The following is a 15227-nucleotide window of genomic DNA, read 5'->3' as shown; positions in this document are numbered from 1 at the left end:
ATCCCACGGGGAGGGAGGACGTTCCTGTTTCGGTCGTGCCCAAGAGGTCCTCACAGAAGTCTCTGATGATGCGACTGTCGGCTTGGATGCTCGTTGGTCTGTTCGTAGGGAAGAGGGAGTCGCCTCCATGGACCGTCTCGGATGAACTGTGGTCGCTGATCGAGCCGTTGCTGCCCGAGCCGGGGCCAAAGCGGGTAGCCGGCCGGCCGAGGGTGCCTGACCGGCAGGCGCTGTGCGGGATCCTGTTCGTGCTGCATACCGGGATCCAGCGGGATTACCTGCCGCAGGAGCTGGGCTTCGGTTCGGGCATGACGTGCCGGCGGCGGCCTGCCGCGTGGAACGAGGCCGGCGTCCGGGACCGGCTCCACGCCGTGCTGCCGACCAGGCTGCGAGCAGCGAAACAGCTCGACTGGTCGCGGGCGGTGATCGACTCCTCCCCGGCCCTGTTCTCGTACAACTACGGCGAGGAGACAAGTACCTCAGCGTGACGAATCCGGCGACCGGGCGACCGGGTCCAGCCGAACAGGGCGAAGGCCGGCAGGCCGGCGAAGGTGGACACGCTCAGCCAGGCGCACAACCTGGTCTCGGCGGCGTCGGCGACGACGACCAAGCGGGAAGTCCATCTCCAGGCCCGCCTCGCGCTCGGCCCGCGCCGGCCACGGCATGATCACGATCGACAGGCCGGTCAGGACGATACCGACGAGGGAGGTGTCGGGCTTCTCCCCGCCGATCAGGTCGCGGATGCCCTCGACGGTGGCGTGGACAGCGAGCGCGAAGAACGTGAGCGCGATGAACTTCAGCGCCCGGCGCTCCTTGACCTCGTCCGGCTCACCGCTCTTGATCTCGTCTCATGCACGGGCCGATCGGTGCACCGGCCGGGTCCGGACGGCCCTGGGCAGTCCTTGCGCCCGGAGAGAGGCTGGAGGGGACAGACCCGCGTCCGCCGGGTCGGGCGGTCGGGACAGGAACGACCCGGAAGAGTGATGATCATGCCCAGCACGAGCAGGCGGACCGCCGCCGCGCTGGCGGCCCTCGCGCTGGCCGGCACTCTGGCCGCCGGATGCGCGTCGGGCGACAGCACCTCCCTCCACCCGGCCACCGCCCCAGCCAGTTCCTCCGCCGGCGATTGCTGGAGGTCGGGCATGTCGGGCGATGACTGGGACGACTGGGGCTCGTGGGGGCCCGGCATGGGACCGGGCATGATGGGCCGCGAGGACTGCTCGTGGGGGCCGGGCATGATGGGCGGGCACTACTGGCAGCGGGGCGGCGGCACCCCGGTGACGACCCTGGACCAGGCCCGACAGCGGGCCGAGGCTTTCGCCGACCGGCTCGATCTGCGTGTCGGTGAGGTCATGCAGTTCTCGAAGAACTTCTACGCCGAACTGGAAAACCCTGACGGGAAACCGGCCACCGAGATCCTCGTCGACCCGGCCGACGGTGACACCGGGATCGAGTACGGACCCGCGATGATGTGGAACACCGACTACGGGATGCACGGCGGCGGCCGGACCGAGACCCGGATCTCCGCCGACCAGGCCCAGGACCGCGCCCAGCAGTGGCTGCGCGAGCGGGGCGGTGACCTGACCGCCGGTGAGGCCGAGGCGTTCCCCGGCTACTACACCCTGCACACCCTGCGCTCCGGGAAGATCACCGGCATGCTGTCGGTCAACGCCTCCACCGGCGCCGTGTGGGACCACACCTGGCACGGCACCTACATCGCCACCAGCGAGCACTGACCCCACGGCCGCCCCTGGCCGGAGCCACCAGCCGTGCGTGCTGACGAGTGCTGCTCGGCGTGGTCGTCACCTGGGGCGCGCGAGTCGGGCACCGTCACCGCCCGGGTGGTCAGGTCCAGGTCGAGGCCTCTGTGTTCAGTCCCGCACCGCTCAGCACGGAAGCGATCCGCTCGGCGATCGTCCGGGGGGAACCGTGGACGGTCGCGTATCCGACGAGGACGCCCATGGGAGGCACCTCCTTGTGGCTTTTTCGCAGCCGTAGGGCGGCTCAGGACAGGGACGCCGGCCAGCCTGCTGCACCGGCGTCGAGGACGCCGGTGTCCAGCACTCGCCGAGAGAGACAGCCACGGGTTGCACCAGGGCACGTTGAGGAGTAGGCGGACACAGGCCTCCCTGGGAGCCGCATCTGACCACGGCTGCTGCCCACCGGGACGGCCGCGGCGCCCGTCGGGCGAGGCCGGACACTCCCACCGCGGCTCCTGTACCGGCCGGTTGGTCGGGTGGCTCAGCTTCGTTGGCGCGGGTGGTCCGGGCACGGGAGTCGGACGGCTCGGTGGAGCTGCAGGTCCGCCCTCACGGCCGGTCACCGGAGAGGGCGCTCTCTTCGCGGTGCAGTACGACCTTGAGGGCGCCGGTGTCGGTGCCGTGGGAGAAGACCTCGTAGGCGTTCTCCATCCGGCTGAGCCCGAAGGTGTGGGTGACGAGCGGGGAGATGTGAAGGCGTCCGGAGGTCACCAGGTCGAGCAGCCAGGGCGTGGAGGAGGTGTCGACCTGGCCGGTGCTGATCGTCACGTTCTTGCGCCACAGCGCCTCGAGATGCAGTGTGGCCGGTTTGCCGTGCATGCCGATGTTGGCGATGTGCCCGCCCGAGCGGACGGCCCGGGTGCACAGGACGAAGCTGTCCGGAGCTCCGGCGGCCTCGATGACCACGTCGGCGCCGGGTCCGTCCGCGAGATCGGCCATCAGCCGTCCGGGCAGCTCGGCGGCGTCGGCTCCCAGCCGGCCGGCGGCTTCCAGCCGGGAGGAGGACAGGTCCACCGCGATGATTCTGCGCGGTGAGTAGATCCGCGCGGTCATGACCGCGGCGAGTCCGATCGGACCGGCGCCCACGACGACGACGGTGTCTCCGGGGCTCACGTGTCCGTTGCGCACACCGACCTCGTAGGCGGTGGGGAGGACTTCGGAGAACAGGACGGCGTCATCGAGCGCCAGGGTGCCGGGCGTCCGCCGGGTGGAGTAATCGGCGAAGGGCACCCGTACGAACTCGGCCTGGGTGCCGTTGATCAGATCCCCGAGCATCCACCCGCCCCCGCCGCGGCATTGTCCGAACGTGTTGTCCCGGCAGGGCTGACAGTGGCCGCAGGCCGTGACGGACGACACGATCACCTGATCGCCCGGGCTGATGGAGTGGACCTCGCGGCCGACGTCCATCACCTCGCCGACAGCCTCGTGGCCGAGGACCGTTCCGGGCTTCACTTCGGGGAGTTCCCCGTGCAGGATGTGCAGATCGGTGCCGCAGATGGTGGTGGCGTCGACGCGCACGATCGCGTCGGTCGGATCCTCGATCGCCGGATCCATGACCTTGTCCCAGGCAATCCGTCCGGGGCCGTGGTAGACGAGTGCTCGCATGATCACCCACTCCCTGACTCCCCCGGCTGCCCCTCCACCGTCGCTCTCACAGCACGTTCGGGCAACTGGGACTGGCGGACCCGTGTGCGGCTGGGCCGCAATGGCGGACCTGTTCGGTACAGCACTCTCGCCCGGCCCGCTGCAGGGTCCTTCGCCCAGTCACTGCCGGGGCGGTTCTCCCAGTACACCCCGACCGAGGTGCCGTCGGCTGGGCGCGGCCGCGTTCCCAGGCGGTCCTGGGCGGTCCCTCGGGAAGTGGATTCAGCGCTGCGCGAGCAGCGGGAAGGGGGCGAGGAAGCAAGCAGCCACGGCCCGCCGCGCCAGGGTCAGGAGGTCTCGGTTCAGCCACGGCGGCCTCCTCGCTCGAGGCCGTGACGGGCATACGGTGCGTGGCCCCGCCAGATCGACTCGGAAACGCGCACACCACACCGACGAGCTGAATCACGGGAAGCAACAGGTTGATTCTCTGCGAGCCCTCAGTCCGGCTCCGTGCAGGGGCGACGGAAGACCGGGGCCCGGCCATCGGCGTGGGGTCGAATCGCTGCCAGTGCCTGGACCACGGCGGTCTCCAGGGGCCCGCTCGTTTCGGCCTTGACGGCTTCCCACCACGGCGGTTCCATGGCCGCCATGACGGTGGCCACGTCGGGACCTGCATCGGACGCCCCGGGTGCGCGGCTGGTGAGGCGGCACCGGGCCGGAGTGCGGACGCGTCGGCCCGCCGCTCCGACATCAACGGCTTGCTGCCCGAGCTCGGCTCAGTCATGGGGGATGACGGCGACAGGGCAGTGCGCGTGGTGAACGGCGGCCTGGGCCACCGGGCCCAGGTACGGTCCCAGGTTGGGGTGGTGCTTGCGTCGGCCGACGATCAGCAGTTCGGCGTCCTCTGCGGCTGCTACAACGGCCCTGGCAGGACTGTCGAGACGGATGGTGTCGGCGACGCTCACGCCCGGAAACTTCTCGCGCCAGGGACGGAGCGCCTGATTCAGGTCCTTCTGCGCCTCCTGGACGATCTCCTGGGTCACGGTGTGGTCCACGCCCCAGGGGGTGTACGCGTGGAGCGGAGTGCCGCGGCCGTGGACGGCGCGGAGCGGCAAGCTCCGCGCCGCGGCGGTGGTGAAGGCGAAATCGAGCAGTTCGTCGTACGGGGCGTGCAGTTTCAGTGCCACCACTACGTCGCCTGTCGCACCTGGTTCGGGTGTCGAGGGCCTTTCCGCCCGCTCCTCGGCACGTACCAGGACCACCGGCCGCTCGGCGCGTCCCACGACGATCATGCTGATGTCGCCGAGGAAGTAGCTCTCCACGGGAGTCAGGCCGCGCGAGCCGAGCACGAGCATCTCGGACTCCGACGCCGCTCGGAGCAGTGCGCCCTGGGCGTCGTCGGCGACCAGGTTGCCGACGACGGTGAGGCCCGGGTGGTGCGCCTGGAGTTCCGTCCGGGCGTTGTGCACGAGCCGCTTCGCCCAGTAGTTCTGGTCCACTTCCGCGGGGACGCCGGTCGGTTCCGGTGCCAGCAGGGGCCATGCGTGCAGCAGTCGCAGCGTGAGTTTGCGCCGCTGGGCTTCGTCGGCGGCCCAATGGGCGGCGGCAAGGCTCTCGGGTGAGCCGTCTAGGCCCACGGTGAGGACTCGTTCCATGGCGACTGCCTCCGTCTCGTACGAAGCCGGGAGAACGGTGTGGGGCTGCGGTCAGGCTGCCGGTGCCCCGAGCGTCGGGGCCGTGCAGGCCGATCCTGGGGCGTGCTCCGTGCGCCGTAGGAGCGTCTGGTCGATGCGTTGGGCACGACGCTTCTCCATCGAGGAGTACCCCAGATCTCCTCGCAGCGCATGTGGTCCGCGAAACGGCGGCGAACGGACGGGCATGAAGTCCGGCCTGAGAGTCGAGGGGCCCCGTGTCGCGGCCCGCGTGCTGTGGGACCCGGGCCTTGCGACCGGCTCGGCGATGCGGCTGGACAACGGGGATTTCGGAGCCCCGTCGCTACGGGCGTGCGCCCTTCGGATGCGCCACTGACCCGGCCGGGCTTCCGTCGGCAGCACCTCCGATCCGGAAACCCCTTGCACCACGGGCGGTGACCTCCGAGCGACTGGCCGCACTCACTGGCAAGGTCCGCCACCGTATCGAAGACGGGGTTCCGGCCTCAGCCGCGGGACCTGGACCCCGAGGAATGCCGCGCCCGCATCTCCCCACACGGCGTGGGACGCTTCGCGGTGTCGACACCTGACGGCCCGGCGGTGGTTCCGGTCAACTACGACGTCATCAACGGTGGGATCGCGTTCCGCACCGCGCCGAAGTCCCTCCCCGCGGCGGCCGCGGGATCACAGGTCGCCTTCGAGGTCGACCATGTGGAGGAGGCCATGAGCCAGGGCTGGAGCGTACTCGTCGCCGGACATGCGCGGATGGTCACCGAGCCCGACGCTGTACGGAGACCGACCGACCTGGCCCACACCAAGCCGTGGCCGGGGGCGAACGCGAGATGTGGGTGCCGATCGAGCCCACACGCATCACCGGGCACCGCATTGCTTCGGTCGCGTGAGGAATGCCTGCCGGACTCGCCTGCCCGGTACGTACCGTGCTCGACCGCACGGTGCCTCATTCCGACGCCGGTTCGGCCCCCGGTCCGGCCGGAGTGGCGGACTCACCGGTGAGTTGGGGATCGACGTCCACGACGCCCTCCACGGCACGCACGAGGCGCACGGCGACCGAGATGAGCGAGGTGTCGCGGATGTGCCCGCGGAGGGTGACGACTCCCTCGTGCACCTTCACATGGACGGCGTGGCTGAAGGCCGGGAAGAGGGAGGACACCACGGTGCGGCGAACCTCCTCCTCGATGTCCTCGTCGGACCGCAGGAACACCTTCAGCAGATCGGCACGGCTGACGATGCCCTGGAGCATGCCGACGTCGTCGACCACGGGCAGACGCTTGACGCGCCGGACAGCCATGATCCTGGCTGCCTGGGTCAGGGTGACGTCGGGGTGGACCGTGATGGCTGGGGTGCTCATGAGTTCCTCCGCCTTCGCCGCCCCGGCCTTGGCGACATCGGACAGACGCCGGCGTTGCTCGAAGAGGCTCGAGTCGCTGTCACGGAACTCTTCCTTGGGCAACAGGTCGGCTTCGGAGACGACACCGATCACGCGGCCTTCGCCCTCGAGGACGGGCATGGCACTGACTTTCCACTGTTCCAGGGTCCGGACGATCTCTTTGAAGGGCGCGTCGCGTCCGACAGCCACGACCGTCTGGGTCATCACATCACTCACGATGTGCGGAGTATGCGGCACTTCGAAGCACCTCGTCTCGTTCAGGGAACCTCGTCCGCACCGTAGGGCGCACGCAGGTCGAGCAGTCGCACCCGGGCGGACCGGAGCCGGCGCGCGAGCACGCCGGAGACATGAGCGCACAGCTCGTGAGTCCGCCTCGGGCCCTTCGCGCACATCTCACGAACCGTCGCCGCGCCGAACTCGTGGGCACGCACCGGGCTGCCGGCCCCGGCCCGGCTTCCAGTGACGGCAAAGGACCAGCCAGGACCAGCCCAGCGGTCTTCCGACACCGAATGCCTCAACGACCGCTGCCCGCCGTCCCGGCGCGTGAAGGCCGAGAGTCACCGTGCCCGTGCGGGTGGGTCCAGAGGCGGTCCGCCTTGTCGCCCTCGTTGAGGATGCGCCCGCCTTCCGCGAACGACACCTCACGAGCGAGTGAGATGAACTGCTCGCGATGCTCCCTGGTCATGACGCCGAAGACGCCGGTCCGCATGACCATGATGGCCGTCCCTTCTCCGCGACCTCGGAGCGGAGCCGGGCTCCTGTCCGGCCACGGACGCCTCGGCACGCGGCCGGGCCATGGCTGCGGAGGGCGGATCCAGCGGTGTCCTCCTGCCGGCCGCATGACTCCACGATCGCCGCAAACCGGCGTGGCGCAACCCGGGCGAAGACAACTCCGGGAGCCGAGGCATGTGTCGCGGTGGGCCGAGGGCGGTGCGACGGTGTTTACAGGGGATTCTCGCGGTGACCGGGCAGAAAGGCGGTGGGGACGATGGAACTCCCGCTGGTCGTGGGCGTCGACGGGTCGGATTCCAGTCTGGAGGCGGTGGACTGGGCAGCGGACGAGGCGGCGCACCACGGGCTGCCGGTGCGGCTTGTCCACGGCTTCCTGTGGGAGCGGTACGAGCGACGTCTTCCCTCCATCAGTACCGACTCCCCGTCCGGGGTGATCATGGCGGAGAACATCGCCGCCTCGTGCGCGGAACGCGTCCGGCTGCGCCATCCGGAGCTGAAGGTCTCCAGCGAGGTGCTGCCCGAGGACGCCGTGTCCGTGCTGCTGCACGCGGGTCCTGAATCCTTCGCCCTTGTCACAGGCTCCCGAGGCCGCGGAGAGGTCGCCGGGATGCTGCTGGGATCGGTGAGTCTCGCGGTTGCCGCCCGTGCGGTCTGCCCGGTCGTCGTGGTCCGTGGCGGGAAGCGGAATCGCCAGGGCTCCCTCGGCCGTGTCGTGGTCGGCGTCGGCGACTCCACCGTGAGCCCGGCCGCCGTGGGGTTCGCCTTTCAGGAGGCGGAAAAACGCGGCTGCGAGCTCCATGCCGTACGGGCCTGGCGCCGTCCCGCCCACGAGCAGGGGGACGGGGACGACACCGCCGGTGTCCATGAGGAACGAGCCTCCACCCTTCTCACCGACGCACTCCGCACCCCCGTACGGGAGCACCCGCAGGTCGACGTCCATCGGCAAGTGGTCGAAGGCCCCGCTCACACGGTCCTTCTGGACGCATCGGCCGACGCCGACCTGATCGTCGTGGGTGAGCTGAGGCGGCACGGCCATTTCGGCCTGCAACTCGGCAGGGTCGCCCACGCCCTGCTGCATCACGCCGAGTGCCCGGTCGCCGTCGTCCCGCAACGGGCCTGAACTCCGGTCCTCGGGCCGCGCTCCCGCACGGCTCGTCGAGGAGAGCGTCTCCCGAGGAGAGGACGAGTGCGACGGATGCCGGAATGGACCTGGGAGTACGAGGGATACGACCCCGCTGCCGAGCGGTTGCGTGAATCGCTGTGCACGCTCGGCAACGGCTACTTCGCCACCCGCGGCGCCGTGCCCGAGTGCAGGGCGGGCCTGGTGCACTACCCGGCCACCTACGCGGCGGGAGTGTACAACCGCCTGGAGTCGACCGTGGCGGGACGGCAGGTGGTGAACGAGGACCTGGTGAATCTTCCGAACTGGCTGCTCCTGCGGTTCCGTTTCCGCTCGGCGGACGGATCGGCGGGCCCCTGGTTCTCTCCCGACGCGGGACAGCCGTTCGACTACCGGCACATCTTGGACCTGCGCCGTGCCACACTGACGCGCACGTTCCGTTACCGGGACACCGAGGCAGGGGTGCTGGGCGTGCGGCAGATCCGCCTGGTGCATATGGCGGATCCTCACCTGGCCACGCTGCGGACCGTCTTCACGGCCGAGGAGCGGTCGGGGCGGATAGAGGTCGAGTCCGTCCTCGACGGCGGCGTCATGAACGGCAACGTGCACCGCTACCGGTCCCTCAACCGGCACCATCTGGCCCACGTACGGACCGGTGCTGTCGGAGCCGACACGACGTGGTTGCGGTGCCGCACCAGCGCCTCCGACGTCGGCATCGGTATGGCGGCCCGCACGGTCGTCATCGGGCCGCCGCCCGATTCGTCGGAGGTTCGTCCGTCCCGCCGCCGTGCGGTACACCGGCTGCTGATACCGGTCGCCCCGGGACAGCCTGCCGTCGTGGAGAAGATCGTCGCCCTGCACACCTCGCGTGACCTGGCGATCAACGACCCGTACGGGGATGCCGTCGACCGGGTGACCGCGGCCGGGGACTTCACTGCGCTCGTGAACTCCCACGTCGCCGCGTGGGCGCGGTTGTGGCGGCGCGCGGACATCCGGGTGCCCGGTGAGGCGGGCCGCGTACTGCGGCTGCATCTGTTCCACGTACTGCAGACACTTTCCCCGCACACCGCGGAGCTGGACGTGGGAGTGCCGGCCCGGGGACTGCACGGCGAGGCGTACCGGGGTCATGTCTTCTGGGACGAGCTGTTCGTGCTGCCTTTCCTGAACCTGCACTTTCCAGAAGTGTCTCGAGCCTTGTTGAATTACCGGCACCGGCGCCTGCCGCAGGCGTGCCGTGCGGCGGGCGAGGTGGGCCGGGCGGGGGCCATGTACCCGTGGCAGAGCGGCAGCGACGGGCGTGAGGAGACCCAGCAACTGCATCTCAACCCCCGTTCGGGGCGCTGGCTGCCCGACAACTCCCGGCTCCAGCACCACGTCGGCTCGGCGATCGCCTACAACGTGTGGCAGTACTGCGAAGCGACCGGCGACACCGAGTACCTGCACACCAAGGGCGCGGAGATGCTGCTGCAGATCGCCCGCTTCTGGGCGGACACCGCGGAATTCGCCCCGGACATCGGCCGCTACCGCATCCGCGGCGTGGTCGGCCCCGACGAGTACCACGACAGCTACCCGGACGCCGCCCGCCCCGGCATCGACGACAACGCTTACACCAACGTCACCGCCGCCTGGGTCCTCAGCCGCGCCCTGGAACTGGTGCGGAGACTTCCGGTATGGCGTCGGCAGGAGGTGCTCGAGCGCATCGGGCTGGACAGCGGCGAACTCCCGAAGTGGGAGGACATCTCCCGGCGGCTGCTGGTTCCCTTCCACCAGGGGGTCATCAGCCAGTTCGACGGCTACGGCGACCTCGCCGACCTGGACTGGGACGGCTACCGCGCACGTTACGACAGCATCCGGCGGCTGGACCGGATCCTCGAGGCCGAGGGCGACACCGTCAACCGCTACCAAGCCTCCAAACAGGCCGACGTCCTGATGCTCGGCTACCTCTTCTCGCCCGCCGAGCTCCGGGACCTGTTCCGCCGCCTCGGCTACGACGTGGGCAACGAGATCTGGCGCAGGACCGTCGACTACTACCTCAAGCGCACCAGTCACGGCTCCACCCTGAGCAGCCTCGTCCACGCATGGGTCCTCGCACGGGTCAGCCGGGCCGAGGCATGGACGTACTGTCAGGAAGCCCTGGAACAGGATGTCGCCGACCTCCAGGGCGGCACGACCGGCGAGGGCATCCACCTTGGCGCCATGGCGGGGAGCCTGGATCTGGTGCAGCGCGGCCTGACCGGCCTGGAGACCAGGGAGGACGCCCTGCGGCTGGACCCGGTGCCGCTACCGGCCCTGTCCGAGTACGGATTCTCACTGCGTTACCGGGGCCACTGGGGCATCAGCGTACGGCTGCGCCCCGGAAAGCTGCGGATCGGTGTGCCCGGCTCGGAGGAGGCGCCGATCCGCGTCGTCCTGACCGACCGGGCCGTCACCGTCGCGCCAGGAGAGACCTGCACGCTGCTCCTGCCGGAGGACTGATCCACCGGACTCGAAGCGTCCACGGTCCGTCGAGGCCGGCCGGACCGCACGGCGTACCACAACCAGCCCCTGGAGCCGGGGCCTTGGGTCCCCGTTGTGGTCCGACCCGGTTTCCCTCACAGCTTCCTTGCTCGTACCGCCCCTGGACGAGCCGCCCCTGTGCGAAACGCCGACGGCGAACGTCAGACCCGGGAAGGCGAGCGCGGTCCTGGTACCGAGCAGGGCGGCTTCGGTGGCCGCCGTACCCGCGGACGGCGGCTCCGCGCCGAGCTGCCCCGGCTGTTCATCCGGATCACGACCTTTCATCCCGCCCTGCTCCCGTTATCCCGCCTTGCGCCCGGAATCCCTCAGGGTCCTACCGGGCGGCCTCAGGGGACCGTCCGACGTACCCGTCACGTCCGGCCTTGGCAGTTCAGCCCTGGTGCACAAGCGGTGGCCGGGGCCGGCATACCGGGCCCGACGGTCCCGACGGTCCCGCAGTGGGGATCGTCTGCCCATGCGGACGGCGGCCGTCACGGGCAGGCTGGAGGGACGAGGTCACTCCGTTCGAATGGCCACCTCACGGTGCCCCGACCATCCTCGGCGCCGACGAGTCCAGGGGCTGCGGGTGGCCGTGCGCAGGGCACCGGCCGCTGGTGTTGCCCACGACCGCTGCCCGGAAGGGATCGTTGTGAAAGCACTCGTGTTCCAAGGCTCCGGCAAGTCCGCCTGGGAGGAGATCGCGGACCCCGCCCTGCAGGAGGCCACCGACGCGATCGTCCGTGTCGACGCCGTGACCGTCTGCGGGACCGACCTGCACATCCTCAAGGGCGATGTGCCGGAGGTACGCCCCGGCACGGTGCTCGGGCACGAAGCCGTCGGCGAGGTCGTCGAGGTGGGCAGCGACGTACACGGTGTCCGCCCCGGCGAGCGCGTCCTGGTCTCGTGCATCACGGCGTGCGGCCGCTGCCGCTTCTGTCGGGAGGGGGCGTACGGACAGTGCCGCGGCGGTGGAGGCTGGATCCTCGGCCACCTGATCAACGGCACCCAGGCCGAGTACGTCCGTGTGCCGTACGCGGACCTGTCCGTGCACCCCCTTCCCGGCGCGGTGGACAGCAAGGACGCCGTCCTGCTGGCCGACATCATCCCCACCGCCTACGAGGTGGGCGTCCTGAACGGGCGCGTACGGCCCGGAGACACGATCGCAGTGGTCGGAGCGGGGCCCATCGGGCTCGCGGCGATAGCCACCGCCCGGCTGTACACGCCCGAGAAGATCATCGCCGTGGATCTCGCCCCGCCCCGGCTGGAGGCCGCCAAGCGCCTTGGCGCCGATGCCGTGGCCTCCGCGGGGGAAGAAGCCGAGCAACTGGTCGCCGACCTCACCGAAGGGCTCGGCGCCGACGTGGTCATCGAAGCGGTCGGGGTGCCGGAGAGCTTCGAGACCTGCACGCGCATGGTGCGGCCGGGCGGGCACGTGGCCAATGTCGGCGTGCACGGAAAACCCGCGACACTGCACCTCGAAGACCTGTGGATCAAGAACGTGACGATCACCACCGGCCTGGTCGACACGCACTCCACTCCCATGCTGCTGCGCATGCTGGCCGCCGGCCGCCTGCCCACGGCGTCCCTGGTCACCCACACGTTCCCCCTGGACCATATGGAAGAGGCGTACGACGTCTTCTCACGGGCCGCCGACACCGGTGCGCTCAAGGTCGTTCTCGGCGGACAGCAGCACGACGTCCTGGCGGTCCGGGCGTCCTGATAAAAGGGAGTGGGCGTCCGGGGCCGGGTGCTGCGGCGGCACGGGACCCCGTGGCCGCGCGACGGTCTTGCAGGGGCCGATCCGGCGGCGGTGCAGATCGACCACGACGACACGGCCCGGCGGGCGGCCGCCGCCGGGCTCGGGCTCGGGCTCGGGCTCGGGCTCGCCACGGGCGATTCCCGCCGCGCGGACCGCCTGGGGCGGCGGGCGAGCCCGTCCGGGGAAAGAATGGAGTGGGACAGGCCGTATGCGGGACCTTCGGTCCCGGGCGGAGACTTGCCGGCCCCGGCTCTCGTGCGGCCGCGATGACAGCGTGCACGGAGCGTCCCGTCCAAGCGCCACTGACCGGGGTCTGGCCGGGGGCGCTTACGGCGATGTCGAGCCCACTCGTCGCGGTCCGTTTCCCATGACGGCGTGAGGCAGCAGGAGAAGCCATGCAGAACACCGCTGGACGCGATGAGGTGATCGTCGGGATCGACCCGCGCGAGCAGTCCGTTCCGGCGCTCGCCTGGGCGGCCGACGAGGCCGTCCGCAGACGGTTGCCCCTCCGGCTCGTGGTAGCGGTGCCGCCCCTGCCCGGCGGACGGCACGTCGACGCACCCTGGAACCGCACCATGCTCCAGGGCCAGGGCGAAAGCGCGCTCACCGAGGCGGCCGCCACGGTGCGGGCGCTGTACGCGGAAGTGCCCCTGGCGACGGAACTGCTCGACGGGACGCCGTCGGTGGTGCTCTGCCGGAAAGCGGCGCAGGCCCGGATGGTCGTCGTCGGTTCCCGTCGGCTCAGCCGACCGGAAGAGCTCTTCAGTGCGGGCTCGGTGGCCGTTCCGGTGAGTGCCCAGGCGGACTGCCCGGTCGTCGTGGTCAGGGAGCCGGAGCGCGCGGGGCAACGGCATCCCCATCTCGTCGTGGGTGTCGACGGCAGCGAATCCTCGAGAACGGCCCTGGAGTTCGCCGTGGAAGAGGCGGCGCTGCACAGCGCCGCCCTGCACGCCGTATGGGTGTGGCGGCGACCCGTCGTGTCCTTCGGCGACGAAGCAGCGGAGCTTGACGAGCGGCGCCGGATCCTGTCCGAAACCGTAGCGGGACGGGGAGGAAAGTACCCGGATGTGAAGATCACCCATGAGGTCCTGCGCGGCCACCCGGTGGAGGAACTGGCCCTCGCTTCGATCGGCGCCCTGGTGGTCGTCGTCGGCAGACACGGGCGCGGAGGGTACTCCGGCATGAGGCTCGGATCGGTGGTGCACGGTCTCCTGCACCGGGCGGAGTGCCCGGTGATCACCGTGCCCGAGTCCCAGCACGGCTGAGCCGGTGGCGGACCGGAGAGTGAACCGGAACCGGACGGGAGAACTCATGTCATGCCGCCAACCCGGCACCTCGTCAGCGCCGGGTGATCGTGACGTCGGCCTCGGCCCGGACAAGGCGGCGGGTGCCCGTCATCGCGGATGAGCTGAGGTGCAACCCAATCCAGCCCCGCCGCTGGTTGCACCGCTTCAACCCCATGGGCCTGCAAGGGCTGGAGGATCTGGGCGGGCAGGGCCGCAAGCGGCAGATCACCGAGGCGGAACGCTCGATGATCCTCGGCCTGATCAAGCAGGTGGCTCCGGCTCGGCTTGCTGTGCAGGCGGATGGGGAGCCGACCGCAGCGGAGGCGTCCGGGCCGCTTCGTCGGGGAAGCCCTGGCGGTCGAAGTCGCCCAGCGCGACGCTTGTGCTCCAGGTCGGCCGCATGGGGGTCAAGCCCGTACTCCGGGAACTGCACATCTCCTCCTCCGCCTACTACCGGTGGTGCCGCGCCAAGAAGGAGCCGTGTCACAGGAAACGCCAGCACGCCGAGCTCACCGAGAAGGTCCGCCAGGTTCACGCGGACTCCGGCGGGATCTACGGCTCCCCGCGCGTGCATGCCGTCCTGAAGCGCGAGGGCGTGGCGATCGGCCGCAAAAGGGTCGAGCGGCTGATGCGGGAAGCCGGCATCGGCCCACGCCGCACGGGCAGGGGCTTCACCCGCCGTGACCCGGACGCCGGCCTTGTCCCGGACCTGGTGCAGCGCGACTTCACCGCGAGCGAGCCGAACCGGCTGTGGGTCACCGACCTCACGATGATCCTCACCGGCGAGGGCCAGCTGTGGCTGTCGGCAATCCGAGATGCGTTCTCCCGCCGCATCGTGGCCTGGGAGACCTCTGCCCGCGCCGATGCCGACCTGGTCCTGACCACGCTGGAGTACGCCCTGGCCAGCCGCGAGGTCACCCCCGGCACGCTCATTCACCATGCCGACCACAGCTGTCAGTACACGTCCATCAAGCTCACAACACGCTTGGTGCGGGCAAAAATTAAGGCGTCCATGGGATCGGTGGGCGACTCGTTCGACAACGCCCTGGCGGAGAACCTGTGGATGCTGATCAAAACCGAGTGCACCCGAGGCCGGGTGTTCGCCACCCGGGCCGAGGCGAACCTCGCGCTCTTCGAGTACGTCGACGGGTTCTCCAACCCCCGCCGCATCCAGAAACGACTCGGCTACCTCAGCCCCATCGAGTTCGAGGAGAAGTACTACGTCAACCAGGCAACGGCCGAACCGGTGAACCTGAAACCCCGCAAACCCGCCCTGACCAGCTAGTCAGCACCTCCCACACAGCGGGGGAAGTTCACTCCCACAGCCAGGTGGGGTCGTTGAGCTGGTTGAAGCCGTATGACATGCCGCGTTTAGCGTAATGGGCACTTTGGGTTGGTCGGCCGCGTCACTCTGGAAGGGGTGATCACGGTCG

Annotated in this window: 11 protein-coding genes and 3 pseudogenes; 8 read left to right on the top strand and 6 right to left on the bottom strand. The window is 70.0% G+C overall.

Going from position 1 to position 15227, the window contains the following annotated elements:
• Nucleotides 1-86: 86 nt before the first annotated feature.
• Nucleotides 87-437, top strand: a pseudogene (locus AOK11_RS06530) (transposase); the annotation flags it as partial.
• Between the two features lie 552 nt (nt 438-989).
• Nucleotides 990-1736 (top strand): hypothetical protein, encoded by a 747-nt coding sequence (locus AOK11_RS06525; protein ID WP_240497243.1) that lies wholly within the window; start codon nt 990-992, stop codon nt 1734-1736.
• Nucleotides 1737-1845: 109 nt separating this feature from the next.
• Here the strand turns inward: AOK11_RS06525 and AOK11_RS44570 are convergent, their stop codons facing one another.
• From AOK11_RS44570 to AOK11_RS06515, 4 genes and pseudogenes are all read right to left on the bottom strand, one after another.
• A complete protein-coding gene (locus AOK11_RS44570; protein WP_240497242.1) occupies nt 1846-1962 on the bottom strand; it encodes a flavodoxin domain-containing protein in 117 nt (38 codons plus the stop codon).
• A 347-nt stretch (nt 1963-2309) separates the two neighbouring features.
• Nucleotides 2310-3365 carry an alcohol dehydrogenase catalytic domain-containing protein gene (locus AOK11_RS06520; protein ID WP_055592725.1) on the bottom strand — a complete coding sequence of 352 codons (1056 nt, stop codon included), beginning with the start codon at nt 3363-3365 and terminating at the stop codon, nt 2310-2312.
• A 476-nt stretch (nt 3366-3841) separates the two neighbouring features.
• A pseudogene (locus AOK11_RS44565) lies at nt 3842-4051 on the bottom strand (AAA family ATPase); the annotation flags it as partial.
• Between the two features lie 69 nt (nt 4052-4120).
• Entirely contained in the window at nt 4121-4999 is an 879-nt protein-coding gene (locus tag AOK11_RS06515) for a universal stress protein (protein WP_055592676.1), read from the bottom strand.
• A 498-nt stretch (nt 5000-5497) separates the two neighbouring features.
• Here AOK11_RS06515 and AOK11_RS39240 point away from each other — a divergent pair.
• Nucleotides 5498-5895, top strand: a pseudogene (locus AOK11_RS39240) (pyridoxamine 5'-phosphate oxidase family protein); the annotation flags it as partial.
• Nucleotides 5896-5951: 56 nt separating this feature from the next.
• Here the strand turns inward: AOK11_RS39240 and AOK11_RS06510 are convergent.
• Complete coding sequence (locus tag AOK11_RS06510) at nt 5952-6638, bottom strand: CBS domain-containing protein (RefSeq protein WP_107098511.1); 687 nt, start codon at nt 6636-6638, stop codon at nt 5952-5954.
• A 277-nt stretch (nt 6639-6915) separates the two neighbouring features.
• On the bottom strand, nt 6916-7116 hold the full coding sequence (locus tag AOK11_RS46370; protein ID WP_338058915.1) for a hypothetical protein: 201 nt from the start codon (nt 7114-7116) through the stop codon (nt 6916-6918).
• A 273-nt stretch (nt 7117-7389) separates the two neighbouring features.
• Between AOK11_RS46370 and AOK11_RS06500 the strand changes: the two genes are divergently transcribed.
• The 5 genes from AOK11_RS06500 (at nt 7390) to AOK11_RS06475 (ending at nt 15079) form a co-directional block, all read left to right on the top strand.
• A complete protein-coding gene (locus tag AOK11_RS06500) occupies nt 7390-8253 on the top strand; it encodes a universal stress protein (protein ID WP_055592674.1) in 864 nt (287 codons plus the stop codon).
• Between the two features lie 75 nt (nt 8254-8328).
• The gene (locus tag AOK11_RS06495) at nt 8329-10728 is read left to right on the top strand and encodes a glycoside hydrolase family 65 protein (protein ID WP_055592673.1); all 2400 of its coding nucleotides are present in this window, start codon (nt 8329-8331) and stop codon (nt 10726-10728) included.
• Between the two features lie 670 nt (nt 10729-11398).
• Entirely contained in the window at nt 11399-12469 is a 1071-nt protein-coding gene (locus AOK11_RS06490; protein WP_055592672.1) for a zinc-dependent alcohol dehydrogenase family protein, read from the top strand.
• Between the two features lie 434 nt (nt 12470-12903).
• The gene (locus tag AOK11_RS06480) at nt 12904-13773 is read left to right on the top strand and encodes a universal stress protein (RefSeq protein ID WP_055592670.1); all 870 of its coding nucleotides are present in this window, start codon (nt 12904-12906) and stop codon (nt 13771-13773) included.
• Nucleotides 13774-13921: 148 nt separating this feature from the next.
• Nucleotides 13922-15079, top strand: coding sequence for an IS3 family transposase (locus AOK11_RS06475; RefSeq protein WP_338058914.1), 1158 nt, complete (start codon nt 13922-13924; stop codon nt 15077-15079).
• Nucleotides 15080-15227 lie beyond the last annotated feature (148 nt).

It is taken from the genome of Streptomyces hirsutus (genome assembly GCF_001418415.1).
GTDB classification, from domain to species: Bacteria; Actinomycetota; Actinomycetes; order Streptomycetales; family Streptomycetaceae; genus Streptomyces; species Streptomyces hirsutus.
Note: the sequence above shows the minus strand (reverse complement) of the source record. Positions and strands in the feature narration are given on the sequence as shown.